The organism is Dictyobacter aurantiacus, assembly GCF_003967515.1.
GTDB lineage: Bacteria > Chloroflexota > Ktedonobacteria > Ktedonobacterales > Ktedonobacteraceae > Dictyobacter > Dictyobacter aurantiacus.
Genome location: NZ_BIFQ01000001.1, coordinates 4,282,105 through 4,301,278, shown reverse-complemented (window position 1 = coordinate 4,301,278; position 19,174 = coordinate 4,282,105). Strand labels below are relative to the sequence as shown.

14 protein-coding genes are annotated in these 19,174 nt (G+C 56.1%); 13 read left to right on the top strand and 1 reads right to left on the bottom strand.

The genetic code is table 11. The features are described 5' to 3' along the window. The first annotated feature begins 231 nt into the window (after positions 1–231). From infB to KTT_RS17275, 11 genes are all read left to right on the top strand, one after another. Positions 232–2,736 (top strand): translation initiation factor IF-2, encoded by a 2,505-nt coding sequence (infB, locus tag KTT_RS17325; RefSeq protein WP_126597181.1) that lies wholly within the window; start codon positions 232–234, stop codon positions 2,734–2,736. Positions 2,737–2,811: 75 nt separating this feature from the next. Beyond that, positions 2,812–3,225: a 30S ribosome-binding factor RbfA gene (rbfA, locus tag KTT_RS17320; RefSeq protein WP_126597180.1), complete on the top strand. Its 414-nt coding sequence runs from the start codon at positions 2,812–2,814 to the stop codon at positions 3,223–3,225. Beyond that, complete coding sequence (locus KTT_RS17315) at positions 3,222–4,280, top strand: DHH family phosphoesterase (RefSeq protein ID WP_126597179.1); 1,059 nt, start codon at positions 3,222–3,224, stop codon at positions 4,278–4,280. The genes rbfA and KTT_RS17315 overlap by 4 nt, the downstream gene beginning before the upstream one ends. A gap of 11 nt (positions 4,281–4,291) precedes the next feature. Continuing rightward, positions 4,292–5,191: a tRNA pseudouridine(55) synthase TruB gene (truB, locus tag KTT_RS17310; RefSeq protein WP_307720646.1), complete on the top strand. Its 900-nt coding sequence runs from the start codon at positions 4,292–4,294 to the stop codon at positions 5,189–5,191. Between the two features lie 499 nt (positions 5,192–5,690). Beyond that, on the top strand, positions 5,691–6,653 hold the full coding sequence (locus KTT_RS17305; RefSeq protein ID WP_126597177.1) for a bifunctional riboflavin kinase/FAD synthetase: 963 nt from the start codon (positions 5,691–5,693) through the stop codon (positions 6,651–6,653). Beyond that, on the top strand, positions 6,650–7,561 hold the full coding sequence (locus tag KTT_RS17300; RefSeq protein WP_126597176.1) for a DUF3662 and FHA domain-containing protein: 912 nt from the start codon (positions 6,650–6,652) through the stop codon (positions 7,559–7,561). Before KTT_RS17305 ends, KTT_RS17300 begins: the two co-directional genes overlap by 4 nt. 12 nt (positions 7,562–7,573) lie before the next feature. Beyond that, a complete protein-coding gene (locus KTT_RS17295; protein WP_126597175.1) occupies positions 7,574–8,023 on the top strand; it encodes an FHA domain-containing protein in 450 nt (149 codons plus the stop codon). A 104-nt stretch (positions 8,024–8,127) separates the two neighbouring features. Then, entirely contained in the window at positions 8,128–9,546 is a 1,419-nt protein-coding gene (locus KTT_RS17290) for an FtsW/RodA/SpoVE family cell cycle protein (protein ID WP_235845755.1), read from the top strand. Between the two features lie 406 nt (positions 9,547–9,952). After that, positions 9,953–11,527, top strand: coding sequence for a glycosyltransferase family protein (locus KTT_RS17285; protein ID WP_126597174.1), 1,575 nt, complete (start codon positions 9,953–9,955; stop codon positions 11,525–11,527). A gap of 129 nt (positions 11,528–11,656) precedes the next feature. Continuing rightward, positions 11,657–12,253: a hypothetical protein gene (locus KTT_RS17280; protein WP_126597173.1), complete on the top strand. Its 597-nt coding sequence runs from the start codon at positions 11,657–11,659 to the stop codon at positions 12,251–12,253. Then, positions 12,250–13,599, top strand: a complete 1,350-nt coding sequence (locus KTT_RS17275; RefSeq protein WP_126597172.1) for a prolipoprotein diacylglyceryl transferase — start codon at positions 12,250–12,252, stop codon at positions 13,597–13,599. The genes KTT_RS17280 and KTT_RS17275 overlap by 4 nt, the downstream gene beginning before the upstream one ends. Here KTT_RS17275 and KTT_RS17270 read toward each other — a convergent pair. Next, positions 13,576–13,971 carry a lipopolysaccharide assembly protein LapA domain-containing protein gene (locus tag KTT_RS17270; protein WP_126597171.1) on the bottom strand — a complete coding sequence of 132 codons (396 nt, stop codon included), beginning with the start codon at positions 13,969–13,971 and terminating at the stop codon, positions 13,576–13,578. The genes KTT_RS17275 and KTT_RS17270 overlap by 24 nt on opposite strands. 238 nt (positions 13,972–14,209) lie before the next feature. Here KTT_RS17270 and mutS point away from each other — a divergent pair, with 238 nt between their 5' ends. Together mutS and tkt are read left to right on the top strand one after the other, a co-directional pair. Continuing rightward, the gene (gene mutS, locus KTT_RS17265; RefSeq protein ID WP_235845753.1) at positions 14,210–16,990 is read left to right on the top strand and encodes a DNA mismatch repair protein MutS; all 2,781 of its coding nucleotides are present in this window, start codon (positions 14,210–14,212) and stop codon (positions 16,988–16,990) included. 120 nt (positions 16,991–17,110) lie between these two features. Next, the gene (tkt, locus tag KTT_RS17260) at positions 17,111–19,138 is read left to right on the top strand and encodes a transketolase (protein WP_126597169.1); all 2,028 of its coding nucleotides are present in this window, start codon (positions 17,111–17,113) and stop codon (positions 19,136–19,138) included. The last annotated feature ends 36 nt before the right edge of the window (positions 19,139–19,174 follow it).

The window sequence follows — 19,174 nt, the reverse complement described above, 5'->3', positions numbered from 1 at the left end:
GGCAGCTGTAAGCGAATGTTTGCGGAGCAATTAGCTATGATTATATAAACCATAGCTGCCTCTACGTCAGAGAGCGCAGACTGCTTATTCGCCTGGCACTGCACCAACGAGGATCTGTCGCCTTTTTTCCTTTTTATTCAGGAACAGGGGACAGACCTTTTTTATGGCTGTGAAGAGAGATTCCGCCGCCACTTATGGCGCAACATCTGATTAAGAAAGGGAGTCTTCTTCATGAGAGATATATCAGAACTTCCAGAGGGCACAGAGCAGGCACAGACCAAACCGACAGGCCAGAAGCCAAGGCCCGCCGCTCGCCCCAAACCAGAAAACCAGGCAACAGGCAGCCAGGACCAGGAGACCAGGCCCGCGCCTCGGCGTCGTACTACGCCAAATCCCAATGCCACAACAACACAGCAACACGATGGAGCCGACCAGCAACATCAGCAGTCGCCGCGCCCATCATCACATAACCAGGGCCATCGCCCCAACAACGCTGGCGGCCAGGGGGGACAGTCGCGTCCCGGTGGCTACAATCGCAATTCAAACTCGCAAGCACCGGGAACACGCCCGCAGTATGGTGGTCCAGGCAATGGTCCTCGACCCGCCGGTCCCGGGCCAGCACGTCCGGCCGGATACGGCCCAGCGCGTCCAGCCGGTCCAGGCAATCGCCCGCCGTATCGTGGGGGCAACGCCGGTGGTCCGCGTCCCCCGATGAATAACGCGGCCGTCGCGCCACGTCCACCAGAGCGTGAGCGGGACAGAGATAGAGACCGCGACAGGGATCGCGAGCGAGAGCGCAGCCGTGATAATGCGGCCCCACAACGCACACAGGGAGGCCCACCCCGCTCCAACAACCGTCCTGGCGGCAATAATAACAATCGTCGCCCCAACAGCGGGCGTCCGACGGCCCAGCGTACGCAGGAGCGTCGCCCACCAGCACCCGTCAAGGAGAAACCAACCGGGCCCATCTCTCTGCCACCGCAGATCGTGGTCAAAGACCTGGCCGATATGCTGAGTGTCTCACCGATCGAGATCATTCGTGACCTCATTAACAAGCATGCCATCTTTGCCAGCATCAACCAGGTGGTTGATTATGACAAGGCGGCCCTGGTCGCAACCGACCTGGGATTTGAGCCCAGCCCGGCGGCGGCGACCGAAAGTCCCGCGGTTCGCAGTGAGCGTCCACTCTCGGCTAACGAAGCCATGATGGCCACGCGCGACGATGAGAACATGGTCACTATTCCGCCCGTGGTCACGATCATGGGTCACGTTGACCATGGTAAGACGTCTCTGCTGGACACGATCAGAAAGACCAAGGTGGCCGCTGGTGAGGCGGGGGGTATCACCCAGCATATCGGCGCGTACCAGGTTGAGGTCAACGGCAAGAAGATCACCTTCCTGGATACTCCGGGTCACGAAGCCTTTACGGCCATGCGTGCACGCGGCGCCCAGGTCACGCATATCGCCATCATCGTGGTGGCCGCTGACGACGGCGTGATGCCACAGACCCGCGAAGCCATCGACCATGCGCGAGCGGCGAAGGTGCCGATCATTATCGCCCTCAACAAAATAGATAAAGCCAACGCCAATCCGGATCGCGTCAAGCAGCAGCTGGCCGAGATCGGTGTGGTCATCGAGGAATATGGTGGTGACGTCGTCTGTGTGCCGATATCCGCGCGGCGCGGCGAAGGCATCGATGAGCTCCTCGACTACATCTTGCTGGTGGCAGAGGTACAGGACATCAAGGCCAACCCGAATCGCCTGGCTACTGGTGTCATCATTGAGGCCCGCCTGGAGAAGAACAGTGGCGCCATCGCCACCGTGCTGGTCCAGCAAGGTACCCTGAAGATGGGCGACAACATCGTGGTCGGCTCGATCTCCGGTAAGGTGCGCGCCATGTTCAATGATCGCGGCAAACGCATCCAGAAGGCCACCCCCAGCACACCGGTCAGCATCCTGGGTCTACCAGAGGTGCCAAATGCAGGTGATCGCCTGGAGGTCATGCCCGACGAGCGCACGGCCAAACAGCAGGCCGAGAGCGAAGCGGAGAAGCGCGAGAACGAGGCGATGCCTCTGGGCCAGGTCAGCCTGGATACGCTCTACATGCAGATGCAGGAAGGCACGGTCAAAGAGCTCAACGTGGTCATCAAGAGCGATGTACAGGGCTCACTGGAAGCCATCAAAGGTGCCCTGTCGAAGCTGAGCGAAGAGAACCTGAAGGTACGCCTGATCCGCGAAGGTATTGGTAATATCAGTGAGACCGACGTCCACCTGGCCGCCGCTTCAGGCGCGATTATCATCGGCTTTAACGTGAAGGCAGACGGCGCAGCCGCCCGCGAGGCCCAGCGTGAAGGCGTCGATATTCGCTACTACAACATCATCTATAAGCTGATTGAGGACATCCAGGCCGCCCTGGTCGGTATGCTTGAGCCAACCTACCGCGAAGTGGTCGATGGACATGCCGAAATCCTGCAGACCTTTAAGGCCGGTAAGACCCTCATCGCGGGCTGCCGCGTCACGGATGGCCGCATCACCCGTGGCTCACAGGTCCGCCTGATGCGTAAAGACGAGAAGGTCTTTGAAGGAAAAGTGGCCTCGCTACGCCGTGGTAAAGATGATGTACGTGAAGTGCTTACTGGATACGAATGTGGTATCCTCCTCGAAGATTTCAACGGCTATGAAGTTGGTGATATAATCGAGGCATTCTCACAGGAACGTGTGACACCAGGAGCATAAATAACGCAATTTGAAGTGGTCACCCGTCTCATAAAGGGATAGGTGGCCACTTCAATGCTGTTAAAGGGAGAGAGTATGCCGAATACACATAGGCAGGAAAAATTGGGAGAGCTGATGACGGCGGACCTCAGCGAGCTGATTCGCACCCGCCTCAAAGATCCCAGGGTGGGTTTCGCCAGCATTACACACGTTGAGGTCAGTGGCGATCTGCGTCACGCCAAAGTATTCGTTAGCGTGATGGGAACGCCCGAAGAGCAGAAGGCGACCATGCAGGGTTTGAAGAACGCCAGTGGTTTCTTACGTCATGAGCTGGCATCACGCCTGACACTGCGCTACATGCCCGAGCTATCCTTCAAACTGGACACCTCGATCGAAGAGGGCGCACGCATCCTGAACCTGATCAACCAGGTTGAGCAAGAGGATCGTGCGAAGGCAAATGCAGAGCAGACCAACGTAGGCGCACCAATCGACGTAAAAGAGGGTGAATGAACGAATCCTTTTCTCTAGATACATCAGCGCTGGCCAGACAACTCTCGCCAACTCAGGTGGAACAGGCCATGCGCTTAATCGAGCGGGCACAGCGCATCGCCTTGCTCGCTCATGAGCATCCCGATGGGGACTGCCTGGGAGCCATTCTTGGTTTCGCCCACATCTTGCGCCAGCAGGGTAAGATCTGCGTGCCCGCCTGTGCCGATCCGGCACCACACTCATTCAAGTTTTTACCGGGTGTTGAGGATCTGCAGAACAGCCTGGGTGATGAACAATTCGACCTGGTGATTGCGCTGGATGCCGGTGAGCTGAGCCGCTATGGCGCGCTCTACGAGCGGCACAAAGCCTTCCTGGACCAGGCGACGATCCTCAATATCGACCACCATATCAGCAGCATTGGCTGTGGGCAGGTCAACATTATTGAGCCGGGCGCAGCCTCAACCACCGAACTGATTGTGCTCTTCCAGCAACAGACCGGCCTGCCGCTGACAAAGGATGCGGCCGTCTGCCTGCTCACCGGCCTGATCACCGATACGGGCTCATTCCAGTATCCCAGCACCAGCCCCCGTACTATGATGGTGGGCGCCGTCCTGCTCGCGGCAGGGGCCAGTCCGGAGCCGATCGTGAAACCTATTTTCCGCACCCATCCACTGGCCCAGATGCGCTTTACAGCTGCCGCCATCAATAATATCCAGACCTCCGCCGACGGGCGCGTGATCTGGTCCTTCGCCACAAATGAGACACTGGCGGCGACGGGGGCGACAGATGATATGGATACCAACGCCTCCGGCATGCTGCGCGATATCGAGGGTGTAGAGGTGGCCGCCTTTTTCAAAAACTATGGCGATCCAACTGTTACCCGCGTCAGCCTGCGCAGCAATGAACCATACAACGTAGCGGCGGTCTGTATGCGTCTGGGCGGCGGCGGACATCCCCGGGCGGCGGGGGCGACCATCGCGCTCCCCATCCAGGAAGCCATTCCCCTGGTGATCGCCGAGATCGAGCGCGAGATGCGCGAGACGGATCAACTACCACACAAAATTCTCAACCAGTAACAGAAAGCGGAGTGATAGGCGTAGTGGACGGAATTCTGAACATCCATAAAGCCCTGCATATGACGTCACATGACGTGGTGGCAAAGGTGCGCAGACTACTCAAGCAAAAGCGTGTCGGGCATACCGGCACGCTGGATCCTGAGGCCAGCGGCGTTCTCCCGATCTGCGTCGGTCAGGGCACCCGGGTCGCGGAATACCTGAGCGAAAGCGGCAAGGCGTACCAGGCCATCATCACCTTCGGCACCGTCACCGATACCTATGATGCCGAAGGCGTCGTGCTGCGTACGGGCGATACCTCTCAGCTCACACGCGAACAGATCGAGGCCGCGCTCCCCCATTTTCTGGGTGTTCAACAACAGTTGCCGCCGCGCTATTCCGCCATCAAGATCCAGGGGCAGCCAGCCTACAAACTGGCGCGAGCCGGGGAAGAGATCACACTGGAGCCGCGCACGGTCGAAATTCAGTCCCTCACCATCCTATCCTGGGACAACCCACACCTCACGCTGGCGGTCGAATGCAGCAAGGGTACCTATATACGCTCCCTGGCCTATGACCTGGGCGAGTACCTGGGCTGTGGCGCCTACCTGACCGGCCTGGTACGCACCCGCAGTGGCCCCTTCGTACTGGCCGACAGCATCACGCTAGAACAGCTCGCTGAGGCCCAGGAACGGGGAAACCTGCAGCAATATCTCTTCCCCGCCGACTTCGCCCTCCAGAACTATCCCGCCCTGCACCTGGACGAAGCCCAGACGCAGCGTGTCACCCATGGCAACGCCTTCAGCTATCCCAACGCCATCGACGCCGAACAGGCCAGTCTCGCGCGCGTCTACACCCACACCAACCAGTTCCTCGCCATCGCCACCTGGGACCCCACAACCCACCAATGGAAACCCAAAAAAGTCCTCCTATAACAAAGAACATCCGCATGTTTATTGGAGCATGGTCGCCTGGGCACCGGGTCGCAGTCTCCAAGCCAGGGCAAGCCTGGCATCCACGATTCATCTCCCCCTTTGGCTTTCTCTCTCTCTCCCTTCCCCGCCACAGGCAGGCGCATATGGGGTGCAGGGTCCTCCCTGCCGGGGGTCTGGGGGTATCCCCAGCACTCTTTCTCTCTCCCCTTGCCGCCGTAGGCAGGCGCATATGGGGTGCAGGGTCCTCCCTGCCGGGGGTCTGGGGGTGTCCCCCAGCACTCTTTCTCCCTCCCCTTGCCGCCGCAGGCGGCAAGTCCCAACAAAGAAGCAGGACTGTGCCATTTGGGGCCGCTTGCTGCGGCCCCAAATGGCACAGTCCTGCATTATCCTACTTTTATTGCGGGTAGGCATCGGCTGTGGTACTATAAACGAGAGAATAACAAGGAACAGGTACCTCCAGGGCAAAGCAAGGCAAGAATAGAAGAGGGCCTCTACAAAAATGACTGAATACCAGACAACCCTATCAGAAAACACACCAATCGCGATCACGATTGGCAATTTTGATGGCATCCACCTTGGACATCAGCGACTCTTACACGAGCTGTGCGCCATGGCGGAGAAGCTGCAGTGCACGCCAGTTATGGTCACCTTCGCACCCCATACGCTGATGGTGGTGCGCCCAAACATGAATATTCTATATCTCACGACCCTGGAAGAAAAACTCTCCCTTGCCCGTGAATATGGCAAGGTGGCAGACTCGATCATCGTGCACTTTACGCCCGAGGTAGCGGCGCTCACGGCCCAGGATTTCATGGACAACCTGTGCCGCCGTTTTACTATACGAGGACTGATCGTTGGAGCGGACTTTAGCCTGGGGCATAACCGTATGGGCAATGTCGAGTTCCTTGAACAGTATGGTCGCGAGCACGACATAGAAGTACGTGCATTAAGCCTGGAGACAGATAGCCAGGCACGCATCAGCAGTACCCGCATCAGGAATTTAGTCAGTGAAGGGCACATCGCCGAGGCGAACGCATTGCTGGGCCACCCATTAGTACTTGGGGGTATAGTCGTACATGGAGACGAGCGCGGCAGGCTACTGGGCTTCCCGACTGCCAATATTCGTCCAGAAAAACACAAACTTCTTCCCCCCAACGGCGTATATGCAGTAGGAGTTACAATTTACGACAACGCCAGCGGTGACTCAGTAGAAGCTTCTACCGTCTATAATGGTGTGATAAATATTGGTATTCGTCCTACGTTTAATGGAAAAGAACGCCTTGTAGAAGTACATCTGCTAGATGTAACAATGGATCTCTACGATAAGTATCTGCGCGTCGAATTCATTGAACGCCTACGCGGAGAACAACGCTTTTCAGGAATTGATGCTTTGAAAAACCAGATTTCTATGGATGTGCAACAAACACGGCAGATTTTAGCAAGCAGGAGGGTGAGCCATTGAACGCTCGCCAGAACCCATTAGCAAAATTAGAAGCATTTATGCAGCGGGTCATTGAGACTCCCTTCAATCGGCTCTTCCCATCCAAGATGGAGCCGATCGAGATCACACGCAAATTAGAGCGTGCGATGGACGACAATACGATGCTGCAAGGGGAGGGACGGCGCCTGTCGCCGAATGTATATGATGTCTATCTGAGCATGAAAGATCATCAGCAGATAGCACCGGGGCAAAACGCGCTCACCCGTGACTGGCAGAATCATCTGGTGGAGTTCGCCAGACGCAGACACTATACCTTGAAGACGGTGCCGATCATCCGTCTACACTCTGATACTTCCTTGCGTCCGGGTATGATACGCATCGACACGGAACAGGCCGACCAGGCGAATGGCCTGGGAGCAACCCAGGCGCTCAGCCCTGAACAGTTAGCACAGATACGCGCCCAGTTAGCACCAGGACAGGCACTGCCCGGCATCGATGGGGTGGGCAGTGGGGCCAACCACGGTGTACAAAGTAGAGGGTCGGGAGCCGGGCATCAGGGCTATGCCTATCAAGGCAACTCAGGAGGAATTGCCCCCACTATTCCACCTACCCCTCCCCAGGCGCCGCCGATGCCGCAGGCCTGGCTCACGATCCGTTTGCCGCAGGCAGGTCAGCAGACCTATCGCATCGAAAAGCCACTGGTCAATATCGGCCGTCAGCTCAGCAATGATATCATCGTTGAGGACAAGCGCGTCTCTCGCTATCATGCACAGATTAAATATCAGCCAGATGGGCAATTTGCCATCTTTGATCTTGGCAGTACAAATGGAATTACAATTAATAATACGCCACACATGCGCCAACACATTCTGCGCAATGGTGACCAGTTCACCATAGGCAGCTATGATTTTTACTTCGAGAGAAGGTGAGATCTTCGCCCTATGCAACTACCAGTATTCTTACTCATATTGCGTCTCCTGTTTATCGTCCTGCTCTATCTCTTCTTGATGCAGGTGGTGATCGCGATTACCCGCGATCTGCGCAAAACAGCCGCCATGGGAGATGTCCCCGACGGTGGACGGCAGGCCGTCTTTGGCCACCTGATCGTGGTAGATAGCGGTCCCAGTACGGTCGTACAGCCGGGGATGCGTTTTGATCTGGATCAGAATACCACCATCGGGCGTGGTCCCACCAATACGATTCAAATTTCTGATAACTTTATCTCATCGGAGCATTCGCGGCTGTGGTTCCGCAATGGCGTTTGGTATATCCAGGACGCGGGCAGCGTTAACGGCACGTATGTAAACAACCAGCCGGCTCGCGAAGCTGTGCCCGCGCGCCCCGGCGATATCGTGCGCGTCGGCTATATCCAGTTCAAGCTCACGCAATAATTGATGTAAATACAGGCAACCGCTCTGGTTGCCTTCCCTTATGAACACGACTTCTTTATTAAGCACTGACTCCTGCTTCTAGTTATTGAGAGGTTTTTTTATACATGGCACAAATGGCTCAACAAACATCAGGAGTGCTCCGACGCTACCGCTGGAAAGAGCTGGGACTACTGGTCCTTCCGGGGTTGATCCTGCTGCTTTTGATGTCGCAATTGCTCATCATCAGGTCCAGCAATGACACCACCACGGTCAATAACCTGCGCAACTTTCCTATTCTGGATGGCCTGATCCCCATTCTGGGCTTTATCGCCGCCGTGCTGGTCGCGCATATCATCCTGAATGTCTTCTTTCGCAAAGCTGACCAGGTCCTGCTCCCTCTGGTAGCCCTCCTGAGTGGGCTGGGCGTAGTCATGATGACCCGGTTGGGGCCTGATATCCCGCCTAGAGTCGGGCCAATTCCTGATCTAGGCTCGAAGCAGCTATTATGGGTCTTGCTGGGACTGGCAATTTGTCTGGGTACCATGTTTATCTTGCGCAACATCACCTGGCTGTCACGCTATAAATATACATGGCTCCTCTTCTGCTTCGCCGTGCTCCTGCCCAGTGTCATCCAGGGTATTCTCACCTTCAAAAGCGGTGCCCCCAGTCGCGACGTACTCGGTTTTGGGCCGTTGAAGCTACAACCATCCGAATTCTTGAAGATCGGTGTGGCAATCTTCTTTGCGGGCTACCTCAACGATAACCGCGATATTCTGGCGGAAGGTTCTTATAGAGTGGGACCGCTGCGCTTACCGCCACTCAGACAGTTGGGACCAATGCTCTTTATGCTAGGCATTGGACTGCTCAGCTTTCTCGTCGTGCGTGAGCTGGGCCTGGCCATGCTGGTCTACAGTCTGTTCCTGTGCATGACCTATGTGGCCACAGGCAAGAAATCATACGTTCTGGTCAGCTTGCTGGCCTTCGTGCTCCTGGCTTCAATCGGCTATGCCCTCCTACCCTATGTGCAGAACCGTTTCGCGACCGTCGCATTTAATCCGGCCGACTGGACCCATCTGACACCAAAGGAAGATGCATTCGCAACTGATCAAGGCCTGCAGGTTTATCAGGGGCTCATCAATGTCTCCAGCGGTGGCATTCTTGGCTCAGGATTAGGGCTAGGTTATCCTGTAAGAACGCCTGTTATCGATTCGGATATGGCCTTTACCGCTTATGCAGAGGAATTCGGCCTGGTTGGCCTCTTCGCGATCATCGGCATTTACCTGCTGATCGTACACCGAGGCTTCCGCATCGCGGCCGAGGCGAGCGATACCTTCAGCAAGCTGCTGGCCACTGGTCTGACTTCGATCTTCGCCCTGCAAACCCTGATCATTACCGCCGGTGACCTCAAGCTGCTGCCGCTGACCGGTATCCCGCTGCCCTACCTGAGCAATGGTGGTAACGCCATCCTGGCCAACTTCATCATCGTCGGTATCCTATTGCGCATCTCCCACAATACCGCAGTAGAACGTGACGGACCATACTAAACCCTATGACACGTAAGCGGCCCCCGCCTCGATCGAGGCGGGGGCCGCTTATGTGTCATAGGGTCCTGGCAAGTCATTTTGGCTATCAAGTACCCAATAACATGTCCAGCTTAACATAATAAATTATAATTAGAAGAGCTTACTTCTTCTTCCTAAGAAGACTTCCCATCTAACTGATTACTGGCGTATTTAATAAATTTAGCTATGAGAATCCAGAGGGAGGGATAGCCCGCACCCATTCTACTGGGCGGCTATAATGTACATGAAAATAAAAAAAATCAAGCTGGGCTGGCAAAATTTTTTGCTACTCTCTTTATTTTGTCTTGCTGTTGGCTTGCGGGTATTCCTTGCATACCAGCACTGGCCATTGCCCAACAGTGACGAAGGGACAATGGGCTTGATAGGCATGCACATCCAGCAAGGAAAACATCCAGTTATCTATTATGACCAGGATTATATGGGAGTGCTGCAAGCGTATCTCGGCGCGGTCTTCTTTACCTTGTTCGGCCGTTCAGTATTTACCTTGCGCCTGGGTATGGTGACGCTTTTCACGCTTTTCTTGCTGAGTATGTATATACTGATCTGCCAGCTCTATACCCGGCACTTCGCACTCTTTATAGTCGCCATCTTTAGCTTTGGTTCAGCCGCTATGCTGTCGCGGCAGTTAATCGCGATTGGAGGCTATCCAGAAACGGTATTCTTTGCGACCCTCTCTCTGGCCCTCGCTTTGAGACTAGCATTGACAAACATCGATACAGAACAGTGGCGAATTAGAAGGTACGGGCTCTTCTTTCTCTGGGGCGCCGCGATAGCCCTGGGAATCTGGAGCGACTCCCTTATTCTACCCTGGATCGCCTGCTCGGGTTTGCTGCTCTTCTTCTGCTGGCGTGAGCTCATCTTTAAAGCCGCTTTTGTCGCCGTGATCGCTGGTCTGCTAGTGGGCGGCCTTCCACTCATCGTCTACAACCTCCATGCTCCACTCCACCACGATACCCTCTCGGTAATCCTGAGCCAACTGGGACACGTGCCGCTTACGCTGCATACGCTAAAGGTACAGATCCAGAATACCTTCACTATTAGCCTGCCGACGATCTCAGGGAGTCCAACGTGTTATAAAGCCGAGTTCTCATTTTTGCAATATTGGGGATTTGGCAACTACTGGCATAGCTATTGTACGGCCACAAATAGCATCTGGTCTGCGGGCTACCTCATCCTTATGATTACTGCCACTACCATGGCCTGCTGGACGCTGGCGAGGCGTTTTCTTCCACTGCGCGTACATACATTATCCTCGGAAGAGCGGCGCATGCTGATAATCAATAGCGCCCGGCTCATCCTTATTCTGGGCGTCGTAGCAAATATCTTGCCGTACCTGCGTAGCAGTTCAGTGCTTAATGGTCCGGGCATGAATGCGCGCTATTTAATAGGTGTCTGGGTAGGCATGCCAGCACTGATCTGGCCCCTCTGGTCGGGAGCAAGTTACTACACTCGTACAATAGCCACGCGCCCTGTACGGCTGCCTGGGAAAATAGGGGCGGTACTCTGCCTCAGTTCACTGGCTTTAGTTCTATGTATCTCTGTATATGGAAGCTATCGTACCCTGTTACAGGTACCGGCGGCGCAGGCGGCTATGCGCACTGAACACACACTCATTCAGGGTCTGCAATCACACCACATTCATCGCCTCTACGCTGATTACTGGATCTGCTATCGGATCAATTTTGAGATGGGGGCAAGCGTCAACTGTGCATCTGCCCACTATGAGTATCCCAAACGCCAGGTATTCGATTACAGCAATAACAAATATGCTCCTTACTTAAAAGCGGTGCAGAGTGATCCTTATGCGGCATATTTAATAAATCAGAACGATGCGGTGGCGATACAGGCCGTCGAAAAGAAGTGGAAGGATGGGCACTGGTCATACCAGGTATACCGTGTTGTTCCTGAGCTGGTCGTGTTACAACCCATCAGGCATACATAATCGTTGCGAGCCGACACGCCAACCTGCGAAACAGCGCCGCTACACAGCGGCCATTGCTTGTCTACACTTTGAGCGCATGCTATACTGCCCATGATATAGTCTTTGTAGCATCCGCAGAGGAACAATGGAATGGGTCAATACAGGGAATGGCTATTCTATCGTGAGATTGATCAACAGCTCACCGCTCAGATCCAGGCATCTGAGCAAGAACTTGCGCAGGTCCAGACGGAGATAGAGCACCTGGAACGGGATACACGCTATGCAGACAACATCATTATCCAGGCACTGATCGGACTGCAACAGGCGCAGCAGGTGCATAGTCAGGGAGTCGCGGCTGAGGCTGCCACCCGGGGTCAACGGGGCTCCTCACCAGTTCTTTTCGCCTGGAACCAGTTGCCCCAGTTGGATAACCGGGATGCGCAGCAGGTGGACGACAACGTGACCCTCCCACGTCCATTACCAGCCCCCACTGGCTCTGAAAGCAGTCTAACACCCACCAGTAGCAGCGCCTTCATGGATGCCAATAGCCAGACGGATCCACAGCTGAAGGTTCCATGGTGGCTACGCAATGCCCACGCGCATAAGGAGATCCCAACCGGCGCCCCGGGCACCAGTCCCGTCGATCAACAAAGCACCCGTACCAATCAGCTTGTCGAGCGCTGGTTTGAGCGCTGGGGGGAGCGCACCAGAGATTCCGCATCGAAACAGGAGGGGCAGGGCGAATGAAAGAGGACGAGAGTCAGCATGGCGCACATATTCAACAGGCGGAGATAGACAAGCTCTTTTCGCAACTCACAGCCGCGGAAGTCGATGATTTCTATCAAGCCTATCAGCTCTGGCGCCATCGTCAGCGGGTCACGCAGATCCAGCAACAGATCCAGGTGTTACACGAAAAACAGGCACAAAACGCCGCTCGCATGCAGCTAATAGAGCCATCGGCCATCGCGCTTTCGGCCATCGCCCAGTTGCGCTTTCACGGGGTTGATGATGTTGACCTGCTCGACCGCATGCTCGATCGCGGTGAGGAATGGCTCGACAACACTATGCAACTCCTGGCGCGCTGTGAGGCCCTCAATGTCATTCAAGGCAACTATGCCCAGTGGTGCGAACATGCCCTGGAAGGCGCGTACGAATGGATGTGGTCCATGAACGATGCCAGCCTGAGCACATATTTTGATGTCGAGCAACCGGCAACCCCACAGTCTCAGAAGACCACGCGAGCCGCCAGCGACAGCGCGGACGTCACCGAGGCGCAACTCCTGCAAAAGTTGATGAGCGAGGAGGGCGAGGAGAAAAGCCCGGCTCGACCGCAGGCCAGAATCACCCAACCACTGCCGGTGATCAGTCCAGACGAGGTGCTGGCACAATCTGAAGCATTTATGCCGCTCCATCCCGGCCTGGCTGGCGAAGCGAATCAGGATGAAGAAGCCGCCGCATCTGACTCCGGTGGTCTCCAACAGAATGATGTTCCCGCAGATACCCATGAGTCCCCGCGGAACGAAACGGCAACTGACGCGGTAGAAAATGACCAGTTTACGCCAGGTGAAGTGGAGAACACGCCCACTCCACCATCCGGGCCAGATCAGGAACGGGCAGCAACCGAAGAGATACAGACAGAGTCCGAGGCGCAGGAACAGACAGTGGAAGCTCCCATTTCAGCAACAAACCTGCCGGAGGAGCAGCTATCAGATGAAGAGCTGCAAAAGCAGGTAGAAACAGAGGAAGGAACATTTCCAGAGAAGGAGCCACAGGGGCAGTTCGAAGAAGAGGAGAAGTCTCTCCCAGACGAGGAAGCGGCAGAACAGGTGGAGATGACGGAGCAGCAACCTATCGCGGTAGAGCAGCCCATCTCAGCAGAAGAGGTGGTCCAGCAAGGACAGTGGCCCTATGTCTATCCAGAGGCTCAGAACGGACAATCATTGGCACAACCAGCCACAGCGGCGGAAACGCGGCACGATCATCAGCCAGTGCCAGAGCAAACAGCGGAAGACAGCAGAAAGCCTCACGCCACCGCAGACGGCAGATCGCGAGGCTTACTCAAACGCTCCCTAGATCGATTCCTGAGACGGTAGACGATCCTGAGGAGTAATGCTGGTGGGCATTGGCATAGCCTGGCCCGGCACAACATCCGGGGTACTGGCAGTTGGGTGGACTCCCGGCATGGATACAGGCCGCCTGGCGGCCAGCAGTTGCTCCTGAAGTTCAGCGACATTCCGTTGCAGCTTTTTAATCTTGCGCCTATCCGACCACGCTGATACCAGAGAAACCAGGTAGAGCAGCAGCGCGCCCAGAAAGAAAGCCAGCAAGATCCACATGCCAATGGGAAGGTCAGGTGACTGCCACGAAAACAGCACGATATGCACCTGGGTTGTAAAATTCAAGATAGTCAGTACTGCCAGTCCCCCACATACCAATAAGAATAGTAACAGTATGAGGTAGAACATCACGACCTCCTTTATAATGGTGCCGTCAATACAAATACAAAAATGATACAGCCATCCAGCAGCACTTTCATCTACACAGATTCAATTGCTGGACTTACTGATAATACGGATCATCTGTTACAGAATATACAGAAAATATAGTGCACAACCCCATTACAAATCTTTCTCATTGCCGTCGGGCAAATTGACGGCGTGCGGCAATGAGCATATACTTGGGTGAAGCATTAGGAGGATACACGTGTTATTTGAAGATTATGAGAAGGCCAACCCGGTACACAGTCCGGTACGCACACAATATCTGAATATCAAGCAGCAGAATCCTGACGCGATCCTGTTCTTTCGCATGGGCGACTTTTATGAGATGTTCGACGACGACGCGGAGATCGTGGCACGCGAACTTGAGATCGCCCTGACGCGCCGTGATTTCGGGCGCGGCGAGCGCTCACCCATGGCGGGCATCCCCCATCACGCCGCCGATGGCTATATCGCCCGGCTGGTAGGTAAAGGGTATCGCGTGGCTATATGCGAACAGACGAGTGACCCTGCTCTGTCCAAAGGGTTGGTGGACCGCGAGGTGGTGCGCATCGTTACGCCCGGCACTGTAATCGATCCGGCTATGCTGGCCGCCAAGCGCAATAACTTCCTGGCATCCGTCATCGTGGGACGCGATGCGGTCGGCATCGCCTACGTCGATATTACCACAGGCGAGTTCGCCGTCACGCAGTTCAGCTCCAGCGAGCCGGACCTGGCGGCCCAGCAGGAGATCGCCCGCGTGGGTCCGGCGGAGGTGCTGGTCGAGGCCAATTTTAATCGTCTGGGACAACGCAAGCGCCGCTGGCTGGCCGCCGTCATGAACGAAAAGCAGGTAACCAAAGTGGGCAGCAATGGCAATCCTAATGCGAACATTCCCGATATCGAGGATGATGAAGAGGACGATGTGGCCCCGCTGGCAAAATTGCTGAACGGCGTAGCCGGGCACGTAACACCCTACGATACCCGCTATTTCAGCGAAGATGATGCCCGCCATCGCCTGCTGCGCCAGTTTGACGTGGCCTCTCTGGAAGGCTTCGGCTGCGCGCACCTGCCGCTGGCGATCCGGGCCGCCGGCGCGGTCCTGGCCTATGTACAGGAGACCCAGAAGGGACTCCTGCAGCAGCTCAACGGGTTGGAGACCTACTTCACCGATGGCTTTATGACCCTCGACCCCTACACGAGACGCAATCTGGAGCTCTTCGAAACCGGGCGCGGCGGCTCGGTCAAAGGTTCATTGCTCTGGGTGCTCGATCGCACACGTACCCCGATGGGTGGACGCCTGCTGCGGCGCTGGATCGGCCAGCCACTGCTGGACATCACCATCCTCAGCAAACGACAGGAGGCCATCAGCGAGCTACTGGGCGATACCCTGTTGCAGGCCAGGCTGACCGAGGGGCTCAAGAAAGCTGGCGATATTGAACGCCTGATCAACCGCGTCAAGCAGCGCATCGCCTCTCCCCGTGACCTGGTGGCGCTGGCCGCCGGTCTGCGCGCCGCCTCAGAGGTGCGCAACTGCCTCACGCAAGAAGAGAGCGCCAGCAAGCCCGCGCTGAACCGCATCATCGAACACCTGGCGGACAACGCCGACATCATTGAGCTCATCGAGCGCGCCATCGTCGAAGAGCCCCCGCTGAGCATCACTGAAGGCGGCATCATGCGGCACGGCTTTAGTGCCGAGCTCGACCAGCTGCGTGACGCATCTCAGAATGGTCGCAAGTGGATCTCGGACCTGGAGCAGCGCGAACGCAAGAGGACCGGCATCACCAATCTGAAGGTTGGCTTCAACAAAGCAACCGGCTACTTCATCGAGGTCACCACCTCCAACCTCAGCCGTGTCCCGCAAGAATATATTCGCAGACAGACACTTACCAATTCTGAGCGCTACATTACCCCGGACCTCAAAGAGTACGAAACCCTGATCCTGAACTCGCAGGAACGCGTCAATAAGATGGAGAACGAGTTCTTCGTGCAGCTGCGCACGGATATCGCCAACCACGCGGCCGAGCGCATCCTGGATACCGCCCATGCGCTGGCCGAGATCGACGTCTATCAGAGCCTGGCTGAAGTAGCGGCCCGGCAAAACTATTGCCGACCGGTATTAAATGAAGAGGACACCATCCATATCGTCGCCGGCCGGCATCCGGTGGTGGAGCAGGCCCAGGCGGACACGCCGTTTATTCCCAATGATGCCAACCTCTCCAACCACGAAGCCCAGATCGGCATCATCACGGGTCCCAACATGGCCGGTAAATCAACCTATCTGCGCCAGGTGGCGCTGATCGTGCTGATGGCCCAGATCGGCAGCTATGTTCCGGCAGAGGCGGCCACGATCGGGATCGTCGATCGCATCTTCACGCGCATCGGGGCGCAGGACGACCTGGCGACGGGTCAGAGTACCTTCATGGTTGAAATGGTGGAGACCGCTAACATTCTGCACCACGCCACACCACGCAGCCTGATCATCCTGGATGAGATCGGGCGCGGGACCAGTACCTATGACGGACTGGCCATCGCGCGCGCCGTGGTCGAATATTTGCATAACAACCGGCGTAGCGGGGCTCGTACCCTCTTCGCCACCCACTACCACGAACTGGTCGAGGTCGCCCAGCTCTTGCCACGCATCAAATGCCTGAACGTCGCCGTCACCGAGGAGGCCGGGCAGGTCATCTTTTTACGTAAAATCGTACCCGGCGGGGCCGATAGAAGCTACGGCATCCACGTGGCTCAGCTCGCCGGCATTCCTCGACCGGTCATCCATCGGGCCGAGGAGATTCTGGAGGAATTAGAGCGTAAAGGAGATGCCAGACATCGGCGCAAAGCTATGCGCGATATGACGATGCCGGTAGCCTGGCAGATGACATTGCTGGAACCAGAGACCCATCCCCTGGTTGAAGAGATCAAGGGACTGGCCATCGACGAACTGACGCCGATCGAGGCGATCAGCAAACTTTACGAATTGCAGCAAAAAGCCAGGCGGGATTCCTAGCTTTTTGCGTACCCCGGCATATTTTCCACGCACAATCCCAACATCTACCCATCAAAATGTGGTATCATAGAGATGGTTAGTGTACTGTGTACAATAATACAAACCAATTTGGGAGGATAAATGACAACCCAACAATCGACATCTATAGAAGAAGGCAATCAAGCATTAGAACAGCTCTGCATCAACACCATTCGCACACTAGCCATGGACGGCGTACAGAAAGCAAATTCCGGGCACCCCGGCACCCCGATGGCGCTGGCCCCTTTAGCATATTTACTTTATACACGCCACATGCGCCACAACCCGAAGAATCCACACTGGGTGAACCGCGACCGCTTCGTACTATCAGCTGGACATGCATCAATGCTGCAGTACAGCCTGCTGTACCTGACCGGCTACGATCTTTCACTGGACGAGTTAAAGAATTTCCGTCAGTGGGGCAGTAAGACCCCCGGCCATCCCGAGTATGGTCACACCGCTGGCATCGAGACCACCACGGGCCCGCTGGGTCAGGGTATCGGTAACGCCGTTGGTATGGCTATCGCGCAGCGCTTCCAGGCCAGCCGCTTCAATCGTCCTGGTCATGAAGTCATCGATCACTACATTTACGGCATCGCCGGTGATGGCGACATGCAGGAAGGCATCTCCTCCGAGGCCGCTTCGCTGGCCGGAACCCTCAAACTGGGCAGACTGATCTTCTTCTATGACGACAACAACATCACCATCGAAGGAAATACCAGCATCGCGTTCACCGAGAATGTTGGTGCTCGCTTTGAGAGTTACGGCTGGCACGTTCAGCATGTCGCGGACATCAACGATCTGCAGGCCCTCAACCAGTCCATCGAAACCGCCAAAGCTGAGAGCGACCGCCCCTCGCTGATCGTGGTCAAATCCAAAATCGGCTATGGCAGTCCCCACAAGCAGGGCAGCCACGATGCTCACGGCTCTCCACTGGGCGCCGAGGAAGTCGTACTGACCAAGCGCAACCTGGGCTGGCCATCGGAAGAGCCCTTCTTCGTTCCCGAGGAGTCCCTGAACTACTTCCGCCAGGCCGTTGAACGCGGCGCGGAGTACGAGCAGGCATGGCAGAAAGAATATGACGCCTACCGCGCCGCGTTCCCCGAGTTGGCCGCCGAGTGGGAGAGTGAGTTGAATGGGAAACTGGCCGAGGGCTGGGATAAAGATCTTCCCAATTTCCCGGCTGGTGAGGCGGTCGCGACTCGCGTCGCCGGTGGTAAAACCCTCAACGCTATCGCCCCCAATCTGCCAAACCTGATCGGTGGTTCCGCCGACCTGGCACCTTCGAACAACACCAACATGAAGGGCCTGGGAGATTTCAGCGCCAGCGAGTCCGGGCGCAACATGCACTTTGGCATTCGCGAGCACGCCATGGGCAGCATCCTCAACGGTATGGCCCTCCATGGTGGCCTGATCCCCTTCGGCGCGACCTTCTTGATCTTCTCGGACTACATGCGCCCGCCGATCCGCCTGGCCTCTCTGATGGGTCTCAAGACCATTTATGTCTTTACCCATGATAGCATCGGCGTTGGTGAGGATGGTCCTACCCACGAGCCTGTCGAACAGCTGGCCGCCCTGCGCTCGATCCCGGGCGTTACCGTGATCCGTCCCGGCGATGCCAATGAGACAGCCGAAGCATGGCGCGTCGCCATTACCCATCACGGCCCGGTCGCCCTGGCATTGACACGTCAGAATCTGCCAACCCTCGACCGCAGCAAATATCCGGCCGCAAGTAACCTTGACAGGGGAGCATACGTGCTAGTGGATAGCGAAGGAACACCAGATCTTATTCTGATGGCCAGTGGTTCCGAGGTTTCTCTGGCGCTTGACGCCGCCGAGCAATTGCGTCAGGAAAGCGTTGCTGTTCGTGTAATAAGTATGCCCAGCTGGGAACTGTTTGAAGAGCAGAGCGCAGAATACAAGGCAGCGGTCCTACCAGGAAACGTTCGCACCCGTATCGCAATTGAAGCTGGCCGCACGCAAGGCTGGGAGCGCTATGTTGGTCTGGATGGTGACATCATTGCACTGGACCACTTCGGGGCTTCCGCTCCGGCCAAAATCCTCTTTAAGGAATTTGGCTTCTCGGTAGAGAATGTCGTCGCGAGAGCAAAAGCTCTATTAAAAAAATAAAGAAGAAACGTTCAATAAGAAAAAGGAAGGTACAAT